The 15,447-nt window shown below is 71.4% G+C and carries 14 protein-coding genes; 8 read left to right on the forward strand and 6 right to left on the reverse strand.

Features of this window, described 5'->3' with window-relative positions; translation table 11 throughout:
* The first annotated feature begins 242 nt into the window (after window positions 1-242).
* On the forward strand, window positions 243-749 hold the full coding sequence (locus ABD366_RS12705; RefSeq protein WP_324769815.1) for a DUF5709 domain-containing protein: 507 nt from the start codon (window positions 243-245) through the stop codon (window positions 747-749).
* A gap of 29 nt (window positions 750-778) precedes the next feature.
* Here ABD366_RS12705 and ABD366_RS12710 read toward each other — a convergent pair whose 3' ends face one another.
* A complete protein-coding gene (locus ABD366_RS12710) occupies window positions 779-949 on the reverse strand; it encodes a hypothetical protein (protein WP_324769813.1) in 171 nt (56 codons plus the stop codon).
* A gap of 142 nt (window positions 950-1,091) precedes the next feature.
* On the opposite strand from ABD366_RS12710, the gene ABD366_RS12715 reads away from it, so the two are divergent.
* Both ABD366_RS12715 and ABD366_RS12720 read left to right on the forward strand, forming a co-directional pair.
* Window positions 1,092-1,886: an SDR family NAD(P)-dependent oxidoreductase gene (locus ABD366_RS12715; protein WP_324769812.1), complete on the forward strand. Its 795-nt coding sequence runs from the start codon at window positions 1,092-1,094 to the stop codon at window positions 1,884-1,886.
* Window positions 1,887-1,942: 56 nt separating this feature from the next.
* The gene (locus tag ABD366_RS12720; RefSeq protein ID WP_324769811.1) at window positions 1,943-2,308 is read left to right on the forward strand and encodes a YkvA family protein; all 366 of its coding nucleotides are present in this window, start codon (window positions 1,943-1,945) and stop codon (window positions 2,306-2,308) included.
* Between the two features lie 28 nt (window positions 2,309-2,336).
* On the opposite strand, the gene ABD366_RS12725 is transcribed toward ABD366_RS12720, so the two are convergent.
* Window positions 2,337-3,773, reverse strand: a complete 1,437-nt coding sequence (locus ABD366_RS12725; RefSeq protein ID WP_344441697.1) for a PucR family transcriptional regulator — start codon at window positions 3,771-3,773, stop codon at window positions 2,337-2,339.
* 146 nt (window positions 3,774-3,919) lie between these two features.
* On the opposite strand from ABD366_RS12725, the gene ABD366_RS12730 reads away from it, so the two are divergent.
* Both ABD366_RS12730 and ABD366_RS12735 read left to right on the forward strand, forming a co-directional pair.
* Window positions 3,920-5,383 carry a sodium:solute symporter family protein gene (locus tag ABD366_RS12730; RefSeq protein WP_324770600.1) on the forward strand — a complete coding sequence of 488 codons (1,464 nt, stop codon included), beginning with the start codon at window positions 3,920-3,922 and terminating at the stop codon, window positions 5,381-5,383.
* A gap of 51 nt (window positions 5,384-5,434) precedes the next feature.
* Window positions 5,435-7,084: a thiamine pyrophosphate-binding protein gene (locus tag ABD366_RS12735; protein ID WP_344441699.1), complete on the forward strand. Its 1,650-nt coding sequence runs from the start codon at window positions 5,435-5,437 to the stop codon at window positions 7,082-7,084.
* Between the two features lie 6 nt (window positions 7,085-7,090).
* On the opposite strand, the gene kdgD is transcribed toward ABD366_RS12735, so the two are convergent.
* Together kdgD and ABD366_RS12745 are read right to left on the reverse strand one after the other, a co-directional pair.
* Window positions 7,091-8,020, reverse strand: a complete 930-nt coding sequence (kdgD, locus tag ABD366_RS12740; protein ID WP_324769892.1) for a 5-dehydro-4-deoxyglucarate dehydratase — start codon at window positions 8,018-8,020, stop codon at window positions 7,091-7,093.
* 46 nt (window positions 8,021-8,066) lie between these two features.
* Window positions 8,067-9,239 (reverse strand): L-talarate/galactarate dehydratase, encoded by a 1,173-nt coding sequence (locus ABD366_RS12745; RefSeq protein WP_324769893.1) that lies wholly within the window; start codon window positions 9,237-9,239, stop codon window positions 8,067-8,069.
* Window positions 9,240-9,393: 154 nt separating this feature from the next.
* Here ABD366_RS12745 and ABD366_RS12750 point away from each other — a divergent pair, with 154 nt between their 5' ends.
* A complete protein-coding gene (locus tag ABD366_RS12750; RefSeq protein ID WP_324769894.1) occupies window positions 9,394-10,269 on the forward strand; it encodes a LysR substrate-binding domain-containing protein in 876 nt (291 codons plus the stop codon).
* A 191-nt stretch (window positions 10,270-10,460) separates the two neighbouring features.
* The gene (locus ABD366_RS12755; protein ID WP_324769895.1) at window positions 10,461-11,849 is read left to right on the forward strand and encodes an MFS transporter; all 1,389 of its coding nucleotides are present in this window, start codon (window positions 10,461-10,463) and stop codon (window positions 11,847-11,849) included.
* Between the two features lie 66 nt (window positions 11,850-11,915).
* Here ABD366_RS12755 and ABD366_RS12760 read toward each other — a convergent pair whose 3' ends face one another.
* Window positions 11,916-13,277: an MFS transporter gene (locus ABD366_RS12760; protein ID WP_324769897.1), complete on the reverse strand. Its 1,362-nt coding sequence runs from the start codon at window positions 13,275-13,277 to the stop codon at window positions 11,916-11,918.
* Between the two features lie 195 nt (window positions 13,278-13,472).
* Window positions 13,473-14,138, reverse strand: coding sequence for a TetR/AcrR family transcriptional regulator (locus ABD366_RS12765; protein ID WP_324769898.1), 666 nt, complete (start codon window positions 14,136-14,138; stop codon window positions 13,473-13,475).
* Window positions 14,139-14,305: 167 nt separating this feature from the next.
* Here ABD366_RS12765 and ABD366_RS12770 point away from each other — a divergent pair, with 167 nt between their 5' ends.
* Window positions 14,306-15,208: a shikimate dehydrogenase gene (locus tag ABD366_RS12770; protein ID WP_344441703.1), complete on the forward strand. Its 903-nt coding sequence runs from the start codon at window positions 14,306-14,308 to the stop codon at window positions 15,206-15,208.
* The last annotated feature ends 239 nt before the right edge of the window (window positions 15,209-15,447 follow it).

Raw genomic sequence — 15,447 nt, forward strand, 5'->3', positions numbered from 1 at the left:
CAATTTCCCGGCCCTGCATGGGCCTGTCAATGAGGTGCGCGGGAAAAGATCGCGCGATCGCGATCGGACACCCGCGTCACGACCCCTTCGGAGCCGCCCGCCGCGCACCTCTTTCGCGCGCCCGTGATTGCCCGCCGCGGGAACGGATAAGGAGCCGACATGCGTGACCTGCCGCAGGCTGGTTACGTGACGGGGACGGGGGTTGTACCGGGACGGGGGAGAAGGAGACGAGGTGACGCGGGATGACCGACGGCAACGACGAGACGCTCATGGGCGACGAGGTCTACCAGCCGAGCGAACCGGAGGCGCGTGACGACGAGGGTGTCCTGGAGGCCGAGGACACCCTGAGCGACCGCGGAGTCGACCCGCACGATGAAGGATGGTCGCCCCCCGAACGGCCCCTCGGCGTCGAGCACACCGGCACCACCGCGGCGGAGCAGCGGGACGGCGAGAGCCTCGACGAGCGGCTGGCCGAGGAGCGGGCGGACCCCGTCGTGGACGAGTACGAGGCGCTGGAGTCGGGCGAGGAGGACGGCGACGGGGTCGGCGACCTGCGCGACGGTGAGGGCGAACCGCTCGACGACGAGGTCGGCGACGACCGCTCGGGCCGGCTCCTGGCACCGGACGAAGGCGCCCACGAGGACGCCGAGAAGGACATGCTGGCCGAGGACGTCGGCATCGACGGAGGCGCGGCGTCCGCCGAGGAGGCCGCCGTGCACGTGGTCGACGAGGACGACGACCTCCGCTGACGGGCGCCGGCGCCCGTCGGCGGCCGGTGTCAGTGGCCGTAGGCGGTGGCCGTCAGCATCAGCGCGACCGAGGTGAAGGCCGTCAGGAGGGCGAGCACCGGCGGGCCGAGCGTCACGTCGTCGGTCGTGCAGCGGCGGGCGGTGACGCCGATGCAGACCACGCTGAGTGCTCCCAGGGCCATCGCGACGAAGATGAGCAAGACGTCGACCTCCTCATATCGGGTTTCGCCCCCAGCCGGTCCACATCCTCGCGTGGCGCGCGGTGCGGCGCACGCGGACGCCGGTCGGACGCGTGACACCGTCAGCAACCCTGCCGAGACCCCACGAGAACGGACACGGAACATGCGGATCGATCTGAAGGGCCGTACGGCGCTCGTCACCGGCTCCACCCAGGGCATCGGAGCGGCCATCGCCACGGGCCTGGCCCGGGCCGGGGCCCGCGTCGGAGTCAACGGACGTTCGGCCGAACGCGTGGAGGAGAGCATCGCGCGGCTGGCCGCGGAGACCCCCGGGGCCGACCTGGTGCCGGTCGTCGCGGACGTCGCCACCGAGGAGGGCGCGCGGAGCGTGGCCGAGACGCTTCCCGAGACTGACATCCTGGTCAACAACCTCGGAATCTTCGGCTCCGCCGAACCGCTGGAGATCAGCGACGACGAGTGGCGGCGCTACTTCGAGGTCAACGTCCTCGCGGGCGTCCGGCTCACCCGGATGTTCCTGCCGGGCATGATGGAACGGGGCTGGGGCCGGGTGCAGTTCATCGCCAGCGACTCCGCCGTCGTGGTCCCCGCGGAGATGATCCACTACGGCATGTCCAAGACGGCCCTGCTCTCCGTGAGCCGCGGCTTCGCCAAGCGGGCCGCGGGCACGGGCGTCACCGTCAACTCGGTGCTCGCCGGCCCCACCCACACGGGCGGTGTCGAGGACTTCGTGTACGAACTCGTGGACCGGGACCTGCCGTGGGACGAGGCGCAGCGCGCCTTCATGCGCGAGCACCGGCCGCAGTCGCTGCTCCAGCGCCTGATCGAGCCGGAGGAGATCGCGAACATGGTCGTCTATCTCGGCTCCGACCAGGCTTCGGCGACCACGGGAGGTGCACTGCGGGTCGACGGCGGGTACGTGGACTCCATCCTGCCGTGAGAGCCGGGCTCTGAGGGCGGGTGACCGGACCGGGAACGGACAGGGGTGGACGACTGATGGATGGGCAGACATGGTTCGTCCTGGCGACGGTGGCGGCCGTCGTCATGCTGGTGGCCGCCGTGTACCTCCTCGTGCGGGTCTTCCAGGCGCGCAAACTGCTCGCCGACGCGGGCATCCCGCTGCGGAGCAAGGCGCTGTTCTGGGTCGCCGTGGTCTACACGATCTCGCCGGTCGACCTGCTCCCCGACCCGATCTACCTGGACGACATCGGGATCCTCCTCGTCGCGCTGAAGTCGCTGCACTCCGCGGCGCGAGCCGTCACACCGGCGCGGAAGGGGCCGGGGTCCGAGCACGGATCGACCTTGTCGGCACCCTCGGCGAAGGCGAGCCCGGACCGGCGGGGCGGCCCCGGGCGGCTCTGAGCGCCGCCCACGCGAGCCGGGCCCCGGATCACGCGATGTACCGCAGCGCGAACCACAGCTCCATGCGCACGTCCGGGTCGTCGAGATCGGCGTCCAGGAGAGCCGCGCACTTGGTGATGCGCTGGCGCACGGTGTTGCGGTGCACACCGAGCGCCGCGGCCGTACGGTCCCAACTGCCGTGCAGAGAGAGCCAGATGCGCAACGTCTCCAGCAGCGGCGCGCTGTCGAGCAGCGGGGTGAGCGCGAGGTCCGGGGCGGCGGCCCGGTGGTGGACGAGCGGGGTGCGGGTGGCGCGGGCGCGGGACAGCGCGCGGGACGCCTGGGCATCGGCCACCTGGAGGTCCCGGGGCCCGGCCGGTGCGCTGACACCGGCCGCCCACCCCGGCCGGCCGGTGATCTCCCGGTCCGCGGGCAGCAGCGCCCGCACCCGATCACCGTCGACGTCGAGCAGGGAGGTGGGCAGAGCGGGGGGAGCCGGAGCGCCGCCCGCGGCTCCCGTCCACCGCAGATGCGCGACCCGCCACTCGCCGCCGCCCAGCAGGTCCGTCACCTCCTCCGGCCGCGCCCCCAGCAGGAGCCGTACCAGCGCCGCCGACCGGTCGGTGTCCTGCGACGCCGTCGTGCCCGGATGCCCGCTGGTCAGCAGGGACAGCAGTACGACGGCGGCACCGGCGACGGTGTGCTCCCCGCTGCCCCGGGACGGACCGGCCAGGCCCAGCGCGTGACCGCCCGCACCGCTCAGCGCGTACGCGGACAGCCGCGTGTCGCCGACGGTGTCGGACGCGGACGCCGGGCGCGCTCCGGCCGACGGCCCGCGCACGACCCCGGTCAGGGCGGTCAGCGCCCGCGCCACGTCCCGGGCCGGTTCCCGCCCGGCGCTGCGGATCACCGCACCGTCCGCGTCGACAAGGACGGCGAACCCGTCGGCGAACCGGGCGAGTTGACCCAGCACCGCCGGTACCGGATCGGGGCGTGCGGCAGCCGCCGCGAGGCCCTGCTGCGCCTGCGTCACCCGGCGCAGTTCCGCATGCCGCACCTGCTCCATCAGCGACCACACGGCCCGTGCGATCCCGCTGAACGTCGTGCGCGGCGGCACTTCGAGAAGCGGTAGCCCGCGCCGCTCACAGGCCTCCACCAGCGCGCGCGGCACCGCGTCGTGCACCGGCGCGAGCCCGAAGCCGAGCGCCGCGCCGCCCGCCGCCACGATCCGCGCCACATAGTCGTCGAAGTACGGGCCCGTGCCCGCGGCCTCGGTGGTGTGCGCGCCCGCGCTCAGCAGCAGCTCCCCGCCCAGCAGATACGGATACGGGTCCGGCATCTCGGACGTGTGCACCCAGTGGACCGCCACGTCGTCCACCGGACCGCCCGCGAGCAGCCGCAGCCCCAGATCCTCCCGGGCAAGGAGCGTGGCCAGCGGGACCGGGGGACTCGGAGGGGTCCGTGGGACGGCGGCCGCGTCGGGCATGGTGGACGTTTCCTCTGCTTCAGGGCCTGCAGGTGGAGGAAACGTACACTTCAGCGCCGTTCCCCGGCCATCTAGGGTCTGCTCCACACCCCCCGCCGGACCCCCTGCCGAACCCCCCGCCGTCGTGCGTGAAGGAGGGCTGCCCCATGGCCGTCGACTACACAGTGATCGTCGTCTACCTCGCCGGGATGCTGGCCATGGGCTGGTGGGGCATGCGCCGCGCCCGGTCCAAGTCCGAGTTCCTCGTCGCAGGCCGCCGCCTCGGCCCCGGCATGTACGCGGGCACCATGGCCGCGATCGTCCTCGGTGGCGCCTCCACCATCGGCGGCGTCGGCCTCGGCTACCGCTACGGCCTGTCCGGCGCCTGGATGGTTCTCACCATCGGCCTGGGCCTGCTCGCCCTCTCGGTGTTCTTCTCGGCCCGGATCTCCCGCCTGAACGTCTACACCGTCTCCGAGATGCTCGACCTGCGCTACGGCGGCCGCGCCGGAATGATCTCCGGCATCGTCATGTGGGCGTACACGCTGATGCTGGCCGTCACCTCCACCATCGCCTACGCCACCATCTTCGACGTCATCTTCGACATGAACCGCACCCTGGCGATCATCCTCGGCGGCTCCATCGTCGTCGCGTACTCGACGCTCGGCGGCATGTGGTCCATCACCCTCACCGACATGGTCCAGTTCGTCGTGAAGACCATCGGCGTGCTGCTCCTGCTGCTACCCATCGCCGTCGTCAAGGCCGGCGGGTTCGGCGAGATGAGGGCGAAGCTGCCCACCTCGTACTTCGACCCGCTGGGCATCGGCGGCGAGACCATCTTCACGTACGTCCTGATCTACACGTTCGGCATGCTCATCGGTCAGGACATCTGGCAGCGCGTGTTCACCGCGCGCAGCGACAAGGTCGCCCGCCACGGCGGCACCGTCGCGGGAACCTACTGTCTCGTCTACGCCGTCGCGGGCGCGGTCATCGGGACGGCGGCCAAGGTGATGTACCCGAAGCTGCCGTCCGCCGACTCGGCGTTCGCGACCATCGTCAAGGACGAACTGCCCGTCGGTGTAAGGGGGTTGGTGCTCGCGGCGGCGCTCGCCGCGGTGATGTCGACGTCGTCCGGGGCGCTCATCGCGTGCGCCACCGTCGCCAACAACGACATCTGGTCGCGGCTGCGCGGCGCCGTTCGAGGCGCGAAGGAAGAGGGCGACGAGGTCTCCGGACACAGAGCGTTCATCCTCGTCATGGGCCTCGCCGTCATCGGCATCGCGATCGCCCTCAACGACGTGGTCGAGGCGCTGACCGTGGCCTACAACCTCCTCGTCGGCGGGCTCCTCGTGCCGATCCTCGGCGGGCTGCTGTGGAAGCGCGGCACCGCGGCCGGCGCGCTGGCCGCCGTCGCGGTCGGCGGCACGGCCGTCATCGGCCTGATGGCCGGCTACGGCGTCCTCGCCAATGAGCCCGTCTACTACGGGCTGCTGTCCTCCCTCGTCGCCTACGTCGCCGTCTCCCTGGCGACCAGGCCCACCGACCCCGCGGTGCTCGCCCACTGGCGGGAGCGGCTCGCCGGGCGCGCGGAGACACCGGCCCCGGCGGCGTCAACCGCGGCCCGGCCGTGAGCGACGCCCGACCCACGAAGCGAACCGGCACAGGAAAGAAGGCACTTGCGCATGACCACCAGCACGGACATCCCGGCCGCCCCGCAGGCCCCCGCGGCCGGACGGATCGGCGGCGACCTGGTGATCGAGACCCTCTCCGGCCTCGGCGCCACCACGGTGTTCGGCGTGCCGGGCCAGCACGCGCTGGGCCTGTTCGACGCGCTGCGCCGCTCCGCCCTGCGCTATGTGGGGCTGCGCGTGGAGAACAACGCCGGGTTCGCGGCGGACGCGTACGGCCGGCTGACACGTACGGCCGCCCCGCTGTTCCTGTCGACCGGGCCCGGCGCGCTGATGTCGCTGGCCGCACTCCAGGAAGCTGCGGCGGCCAGCGCGCCGGTGCTCGCGATCTCCAGCCAGGTCCCGTCCGCCGGTGTGGGCGGTGGCCGGCACGGCTATCTCCACGAACTCCGCGATCAGGAAGCCGTGTTCAGGGGCGTCGTGAAGTCCGTGCACCCCGTGCGGACCGCCTCCCAGATCCCGTCGGCGCTCGCGGCGGCCTGGGAGTCGGCGCTCACCGCGCCGCACGGCCCGGTGTACGTGGAGATCCCGCAGGACGTACTGCTCGCGCCCGCGTCGCTGCCCGCCGTGACGGCGATCGACGCGAGGCCGCGTGCGCTGTCACCGCGCCCCGAACTGACGTACACCGCAGCCGAGTTGCTCACGCGTGCCGAGCGGCCGGTGATCGTCGCGGGCGGCGGTGTCGTCCGGGCGGACGCGGCGGACGAACTGCTCGCGCTGGCGGAGAAGGTGAACGCGCCGGTGGTGTGCACGTTCGGCGGCAAGGGCGCCTTCCCCTGGGAGCACCCGCTCTCGCTGCAATCATGGCTGGAGGACCGGCACACGACCGTGTTCCTGGAGAACGCCGACGTGCTGCTGGTGGTCGGCTCCGGGCTCGGCGAACTCTCCTCGAACTACCACACCTTCGCGCCACGCGGCCGGGTCGTCCAAGTCGAGGCGGACGCGGGCAAGCTGGAGTCCAACCATCCCGCCCTCGGCATCCACGCCGACGCCCGGCTCGCCCTGGAGGCGCTCGCCGTGGCGGTCGACAAGCGGGTCGACGACACGGCGGCCGTTCGTGTCGCCGGGGTCCTGGCCGCCGTACGGGAACGGATCGGCGGACAGGAACTCGCCCTGGAACGACAGGTGTTGAAGGCCGTGCGCGATGCGCTGCCGGTCGATGCCCCGTCGTTCTGGGACATGACCATCCTGGCGTACTGGGCCTGGTCGGCCTGGCCCGGGCCGATGCACTCGGCGCAGGGCGCGGGCGGCCTCGGCTACGGCTTCCCGGCCGCGCTCGGCGCCGCTGCCGCCGCCCCGGACACCCCGGTGCTCGCGGTCTCCGGCGACGGCGGCGCCCTGTACTCGATCGCCGAACTCGCCACGGCGAGGCAGGAGTCGCTGAACGTGACCTGGCTGATCGTCGACGACGGGGGCTACGGCATCCTGCGCGAGTACATGGCCGACACCTTCGGCGCGACCGAGGGCACCGAACTGACCCGGCCGGACTTCGTCGCCCTGGCCGAGTCGTTCGGAGTACCCGCGGTCTCCACGTCGCCGGAGGCGCTGCGGGACGACCTCGCCGCGGCCCTGCGGACACCCGGGCCGAACGTGGTCGTCCTCCCGGCGCTGCTGCGGATGTTCGCGCCGACCCATCTGGACTGAGACCGTTCAGGACCGGGGTACGGGCACACCCTCGATCAGCGCGGTCAGTTCGGTGAGTTCGGCCGGGGTCAGGTCCGTCAGCGGCGGGCGGACCGGGCCCGCGCCGTGGCCGGTGGCGGTCATACCCGCCTTGACGATGCTGACCGCGTACCCGCCCCGCCGGTTGCGGATCTCGGTGTACGGCAGCACGAAGTCCGCAAGATGCTTGATGACGGTGTCGTGCCGGCGCTCGCGCACCGCCTGGTAGAAGTCGAGGGCGAACTCGGGCAGGAAGTTGAAGATCGCCGACGAGTACGTGGTGACGCCGAGTTCGAGGTAGGGCAGGGCGAACGTCTCGGCGGTGGGCAGACCGCCGATGTAGGTCAGGCGTTCGCCGAGGCGCGTGTAGATACGGGTCATGGCGTCGATGTCGCCGATGCCGTCCTTGTACCCGATCAGGTTCGGGCAGGAGTCGGCGAGCCGGGCGAGGGTGTCGGCGCTGTAGGCGGCGTTGGCGCGGCCGTACACGATGACCCCGAGGTTCGTGGCGCGGCAGACCGCCTCCACGTGCTGGGCGAGCCCTTCCTGATTGGCCTCGGTGAGGTAGGGCGGGAAGAGCAGGAGGCCGTGGGCGCCGGCGCGTTCGGCGGCCCGGGCGTACTCGATCGCGGTCCGGGTGCCGTACCCGGCCGGTGCCAGGATCGGGGTGCCCTCGGGCGCCGCCCGCACCGCCGCGCGCACCACCTGCTCGGTCTCGGTGGCGGTCAGCGAGAAGAACTCGCCGGTGCCGCCCGCGGCGAAGAGCCCGCCGACCTCGTACGTGGACAGCCGCTCGATGTTGGCGCGGTAGGCGTCCTCGGCGAAGGACAGGTCGTCGGCGTCGAAGTGCGTGACGGGGAAGGAGAGCAGGCCCGAGCCGATGCGCCGGCCGAGCTCTGACGGGGTGAGGGACGTCATGGTGGAGTACTCCGGGAAAGGAAGAGGGACGGGACGCGGTACCGGGTCAGGCGCGCTTGCCGACCTCGTGGGTGGCCTGGGTCCAGGCGCGGGCCTGGTCGGTGAGGGTGACGCCGAGACCGGGCCGCGCCGGCACGTTCATCCGGCCGTCGCTGATCGTCAGCCGCTCCTCGAACAGCGGCTCCAGCCAGTCGAAGTGCTCCACCCACGGCTCGATCGGGTACGCGGCGGCCAGGTGGAGGTGGATCTCCATGGCGAAGTGCGGGGCGAGCTGGAGGTGGTGGTGCTCGGCCAGCGCGGCGAGCTTGAGGAACTGGGTGATACCGCCGATCCGCGGGGCGTCGGGCTGGATGACGTCGGCGGCATTGTGCCGGATGAGCTCGTAGTGCTCGGCGACGGACGCCAGCATCTCGCCGGTGGCGATGGGCGTGTCCAGGGAGGCGGCGAGCGCCGCGTGCCCTTGCGCGTCGTAGGCGTCGAGCGGCTCCTCGATCCAGACGAGACCGAACTCCTCCATGGCGCGGCCCATGCGCTGAGCCGTCGGCCGGTCCCACTGCTGGTTCGCGTCGACCATCAACGGCACGTCGTCACCGATGTGTTCGCGCACCGCGGTGAGGCGGCGCAGGTCCTGCTTGCCGTCCGGGTGGCCCACCTTGATCTTGATGCCGCCGATGCCGTGGGCCAGTGACGCCGTCGCGTTGTCCAGGACCTGCTCGGTGGGGGTGTGCAGGAAGCCGCCGGAGGTGTTGTAACAGCGCACCGAGTCGCGGTGTGCGCCCAGGAGTTTGGCGAGCGGCAGACCGGCCCGCTTGGCCTTGAGGTCCCACAGGGCGATGTCGAGCGCGGCGATCGCCTGCGTGGCGACACCGCTGCGGCCCACGGACGCGCCGGCCCACACCAGCTTGGTCCACAGCCGGCCGATGTCGCTGGGGTCCTCGCCGATCAGGTTGTCGGCTATCTCCTTGGCGTGGGCGAACTGGGCCGGGCCGCCGGCGCGCTTGGAGTAACTGAAGCCGATCCCGGTCCGCCCCTGCGCGGTCTCGATCTCCACGAACAGGAAGGCGACCTCGGTCATCGGCTTCTGGCGGCCGGTGAGCACCTTGGCGTCACTGATCGGCGTGGCCAGCGGCAGGGCGACCGAGGAGAGTTTGATCCAGGCGATCGAGTCGAGAGTGGCCTCGCCCCGAAGGTCGGCGACGGGGGTGGCTGCGTGCTTCATGGTCACCACTTCGTGTTCGTGGGAGGTGCGGACGGCGGGGTGGGGAGCCCGCCGAACGGCGTTGGAGCCTGCCGTTGATGATGTTGACGCTAAGGTCGGCGATTGATCCACGTCAAACATAGTTTTTGGATGCGTTGATACCCGGAGGGCATCGTTGTTCACGCTCGCTCAGCTCACGAGTTTTGTGGCCGTCGCCGAAGAACTGCACTTCACCCGGGCCGCCGAGCGGCTGCGGATGACGCAGCCGCCCCTGAGCCGCCAGATCCAGCTCCTGGAGCACGAGTTGGGCGTGCAACTCCTCGATCGGACCAACCGCACGGTCCGGCTCACCCCGGCCGGGCGGGCCTTCCTCAACGAGGCGCGCACCATCCTGCGCCAGACCGAGGCCGCCACGCTGGCCGCGAAGCAGGTCTCGGCGGGTGAGGCCGGGGCCATCGCCGTCGGCTTCACCGCCGCCAGCGCCTACTCCGCGCTCGGCACCCTCCTGGACGTCGCCCGTTCCGTCATGCCCGCCACGGAGATCGTGCTGCGCGAGAAGGTGACCCGCGACCAGTTGGAGGCGATCGCCGACGGGTCCCTCGACCTCGGCATGATCCGCCCCTCCAGCACCGGCCCCGACCTCGTCACCCGGCCCGCCATACAGGAGGGCCTGCTCGCGGCCGTGCCGCTGGACCATCCGCTGGCCGCGGGGGAGGAGCCGTTGCGGATGAGCGACTTCGGCGGGCAGGACGTGCTCATGTACTCGCCGGTGGAGGCCCGCTACTTCCACGAACTGCTGGTCAGCATCTTCCGCACGGCACAGGTCACGCCCCGCTTCACCCAGTACCTCAGCCAGGTGCACAGCCTGCTCGCCATGGTCAACGCGGGCTGGGGCATCGCCTTCGTGCCCGCGGCGGCCGCGCAGATGCGGTTCTCCGGCATCACGTTCAGAACGCTCGAACTGCCCGACCCCACCCCGGTCGAGCTGCATCTGGCGTGGCGGAAGACCAACGACAATCCCGCGCTGCACGCCCTGCTCCAGCACCTGTGAGCCGCCGTCGCGGCCGGATCCCTATCTTCCGTTTCGTCCTCTGACCATGCAGGGAAGGTATCGCAGCCTACAAAAATCGATCTAGACGGGAATGGGCGCTGAACCTACGGTCAACTCCAGCCACTCGTCCTGTGGCACGGACCACACGCGGCAGAGCCGCCGCCCCTCCAGGTCTAGGAGAACGACCCGCAATGACAGCGCTCAACCGGCAGGACGCCCCGGTGACTTCAGCTGCCCCCGCGAAAGCCGGCCGCCTCAGGTACGCCATTCTGGCCATGCTCTTCGTGGTCACGACCATCAACTACGCCGACCGGTCCACCCTGTCGATCGCCGGCGACACCATGCAGAAGGACCTGGGCATCAGCTCCGGCGAACTGGGGGTGCTCTTCTCCGCGTTCTCGTGGTCGTACCTCGTCGCGCAGATCCCCGGCGGCTGGCTGCTCGACCGGTTCGGGTCGAAGAAGGTCTACGGCGTCGCCATCTTCCTGTGGTCGGTCTTCACCATGGCGCAGGGCGCCATCGGCTTCTTCGCTGGCGCCGCGGTCGTGCTGCTGTTCATCCTGCGGTTCGTCGTGGGCTTCGCCGAGGCCCCCTCGTTCCCGGGCAACTCCCGTATCGTCGCGGCCTGGTTCCCGACGAAGGAGCGCGGCTTCGCGTCGGCGCTGTTCAACTCCGCCCAGTACTTCGCGACCGTCGCCTTCGCCCCGCTGATGGGCTGGCTCGTCACGGCCCTCGGCTGGGAACACGTCTTCACCGTGATCGGTGGCGTCGGCGTCGTCCTGGCGCTGATCTGGACCCGGGTCATCCACCCGCCGCGCAGCCACCCGAAGATGACCGACGCCGAACTGGACTACATAGGCGCCGGCGGCGCGCTCATCGACATGGACAGCCCCGCGGCCGCCGCCTCCGAGCGCGACGGCGGTCTGCGCCACATCAAGACGCTGCTGAGCAACCGGAACATGCTCGGCATCTTCGTCGGCCAGTACTTCATCAACACGATCACGTGGTTCTTCCTGACCTGGTTCCCGGTCTACCTGGTCCAGGAGCGCGGCATGAGCATCCTCGAAGCGGGATTCGTGGCGTCGCTGCCCGCGCTGTGCGGCTTCACCGGCGGGGTGCTCGGCGGCTACCTCTCCGACCTGCTGGCCCGGCGCGGCGTCAGCCTCACCGTCGCCCGGAAGATCCCCATCATCACCGGCCTGCTGCTCTCCACCACCATCATGATCTGCAACTTCGTGACGGCGTCCTGGCTCGTCGTCCTCATCATGTCGACGGCCTTCTTCGGCAAGGGGCTCGGCGCCCTCGGCTGGGCCGTGGTCGGCGATGTCGCGCCGAAGCAGATCGCGGGCCTCGCGGGCGGCGTCTTCAACGCCTTCGGAGCCGTCGCGGGCATCGTCACGCCCCTCGTCGTCGGCTACCTCATCGACGCCACCGGCTCCTTCGACCTCGCCCTCGCCTTCGTCAGCGTCTGCGCGGCCCTGGCCGTCGTCAGCTACGCCTTCATCGTCAAGGACATCAGGCGCCTCGACCTCGACGAGCTGGAGAACACCGACGCCCCGCGCGCCGGCCAGGCGGTTTGAGCGTGGCGAGGGGCGGGCCGGTGTTTCACGGCCCGCCCCTCGCTGTGCCGGTCCAAAGACGGGCTCTCAGACCCCCACCGGCCGTACGTCCTCGGCACCGGCCGCCTCGGTCCGCCGCTCACCGAGCAACTCGGTCGGCACCTTGCGGGTCTCGCGCGCCGTGATCCCGGCGATCACCGGCGGTACGCACAGCGCCGCCGTGAACAGCGCCACCGCGAACCAGTCGGCGCCGTCCGGGCCTGCGATCTGCGCCGCGAACGTCACCGCGAACCCGGCCACGGCGAAACCGATCTGCGTGCCGATCGCCATGCCGGACAGGCGCACCCGCGTCGGGAACATCTCGCCGTAGAACGCCGGCCACACCGCGTTCGCCGCGCTGTAGACGACGCCGAAGGCGAGAATGCCGAACACGAACGTGAGCGGGTACGAGCCCGTGGAGATCGCCCAGAGATAGCCGAACATCAGCAGCGCGCTGCCCGCGGCGCCGGTCAGAAAGACGGGTCGGCGCCCGATGCGGTCGGCGAGGCGGGCCCAGAGCGGGATCGCGCCGAGCGCTACGACGTTGGCGAGGGCCCCGACCCAGAGCATCGCCGACCGGTCCATGCCGACCGCGTCGCTCGTCGCGTAGGAGAGCGCCCACACGGTGAAGATGGTGCTGACCGAGGCGACGAGCGCGCCCCCGATCACCCGCAGCACGTCCGCCCAGTGATCGCGCAGCAGCACCACGAGCGGCAGCCGCGCCACCCCCTCGGAGGCCGCGGACTGACGGGAGAACTCCGGGGTCTCGTGCAGGGTGCGGCGGATGACGTAGCCGACGACGGCGACCACGACGCTCAGCCAGAACGGGATCCGCCAGCCCCACGACAGGAGTTGGTCCTCCGGCAGTGCCGCGATCGGCAGGAAGACCAGCGTGGCCAGGAGCTGCCCGGCCTGGGTGCCGCTGAGCGTGAAACTTGTGAAGTAGGCGCGGCGGTGCGCGGGCGCGTGCTCCAGCGTCATCGATCCGGCGCTGGCCTGTTCCCCGGCGGCCGAGATGCCCTGCAACACCCGGCACAGCACGAGCAGTACGGGGGCCAGGGAGCCGACCTGGTCGCGCGAGGGCAGACAGCCGATGAGGAACGTCGAGAGCCCCATCAGGACCAGCGTGAACACCATGATCCTGCGGCGGCCGAGCCGGTCGCCGACGTGGCCGAGGAAGAACGCGCCGACCGGGCGGGCGGCGTAGGCGACACCGAACGTGGCGAGCGAGAGCAGTGTCGCGTTCGCCGGGTCCGACTCGTCGAAGAACACCTTCGGGAAGACCAGCGCGGCGGCACTGCCGTAGATGAAGAAGTCGTAGTACTCCAGGGCGCTGCCGATCCAGGCGGCGAGCGCGGCCTTGCGCGGCTGGCCCTGCGGGGCGCGGGGCGGTGCGGCGGGGACGGACACACGGGCTCCTTCGGGGGACGGGAAGGGGAGAGGTGCCGGGGCCCGGTGGGGTGAGCGGGTCGGCGGAACCGGAGGCGCGTCCGGCTAATTAACCCACTGGATAGTTAGTAGCGGGTGGCTACGGATGTTGCGCCGGTGTTTCCCGCCTGTCAAGAGGTCGCGCCGAGGTGATGTGTGCCGAGGTGGCGCCCGGGCCTAGGCTGCCGGGCGCTCCGCCGTCAGATAGGCGATGACCATGTCGCCGAGCATGGTGCGGTAGTGCTCGCGCCGGTCGTCCGCCGTCAGATCGCGGCCGAACAGGGCCCCGAACGTGTGCCGGTTGGAGACCCGGAAGAAGCAGAACGAACTGATCATCGCGTGCAGGTCCACGGCGTCCACCTCGGCCGTGAAGAGGCCCTGCTCCCGGCCCGCCTCCAGGATCCGCCGGATCACGTCGATGGCGGGCGAGTTCAGGGAGCTGAGCGTCTCGGAGGCGGCGATGTGCTCGGCGTCGTGGATGTTCTCGATGCTCACGAGCCGTATGAAGTCCGGATGGGCCTCGTGGTGGTCGAAGGTCAGCTCGGCGAGCCGGCGGATCGCCGCCACCGGGTCGAGGTGCCCGACGTCCAGATCGCCCTCGGCCTGCCGGATCACCGCGTACGAACGCTCCAGGACGGCCGTGAACAGCTGCTCCTTGCCGCCGAAGTAGTAATAGATCATCCGCTTCGTGGTGCGGGTGCGGGCGGCGATCTCGTCCACGCGCGCTCCCGTGTACCCGGCGCGGGCGAACTCCTCGGTGGCGACCTTGAGGATCTCGGCCTTCGTGCGGGCCGCGTCACGGATGCGGCCCTCGCGTCGCGCCGGTTCTTCGACAGTGGTCATCAGGATCCTTCGGGCGGGCGGACGGCGGGCCTGTGGAGTGATTGTAGAAGCAGGACCGGCAGCCGTTCCGGGTACGGGCCTTCCCTCGGGGGCGCTCCGCTTGATATGAGTAACGAACCAGTTCGTACATTAGCGTCGGGTGGTGCCACCCGGCCAGGAGGTCGCACGTGCCCCAGGACTCGTATCTCGTCGGTCTGATCGGAGCCGGGATCGGCCCCTCGCTCACCCCCGCCCTGCACGAGCGCGAGGCCGACCGGCAGGGCCTGCGCTATCTCTACCGTCTGCTCGACATCGACACCCTCGGCCTGCGGCCCGACCGCGTGGGAGAGCTGCTGCGCGCCGCCCGCGACCTCGGCTTCGACGGGCTGAACATCACGCACCCCTGCAAGCAGCTCGTCATCGAGCACCTCGACGCCCTCTCCCCGGGGGCCGAGGCGCTCGGCGCCGTCAACACCGTGGTGATCGCGGACGGCCGCGCCACCGGCCACAACACCGACGTCACCGGTTTCGCCGCCTCCTTCGCGCGCGGCCTGCCCGACGCCCGTATGGACCGCGTGGTGCAGCTCGGCGCCGGGGGAGCGGGCGCCGCCGTCGCGCACGCCGTGCTCACCCTCGGCGCGAGCCGCGTCACCCTCGTCGACGCGGCGCCCGAGCGGGCCGTCGCGCTGGCCGCCTCCCTCGCCGAGCACTTCGGCGCCGGTCGGGCCGCCGCCGCGGCGCCAGACGCGCTCCCCGCACTGCTCGCCGACGCCGACGGCATCGTGCACGCCACCCCGACCGGCATGGCCGCGCACCCCGGACTGCCCTTCCCCGCCGCCCTGTTGCACCCCGCACTGTGGGTCGCCGAGGTCGTCTACCGGCCGCTGGAGACGGAGCTCGTGCGCACCGCCCGCGCGCTCGGCTGCGCCGTGCTCGACGGCGGCGGCATGGCGGTCTTCCAGGCGGTCGACGCGTTCCGGCTCTTCACGGGGCGCGAGCCGGACGCCGGACGCATGCTCGACCATTTCGCCGCACTCACACTGCCGGGCGGCGCGCTGCGGCCCTCGGGCGCGACGTCGGGCACCGGCTGACCCGTGCCCCCTTGTCGAGTGCTTGGTGGGCGCCGGCTGACCGTGCCCCCATGTCGAGCCCGTGGCGGGCGCCGGCTGGTCGCACCTCCCTGTCGAGCCCGTGGCGGGCGCCGGCCGACCGTGCCCCCATGTCGAGTGCTTGGTGGGCGCCGGCCGACCGTGCCTCCCTGTCGAGCCTGTGGCGGGCAGCGGTTGACCACGCCTCCCTGTCGAGCCCGTGGCGGGCAGCGGTTGACCAC

It is taken from the genome of Streptomyces kunmingensis (genome assembly GCF_039533535.1).
Taxonomy (GTDB): Bacteria; Actinomycetota; Actinomycetes; order Streptomycetales; family Streptomycetaceae; genus Streptomyces; species Streptomyces kunmingensis.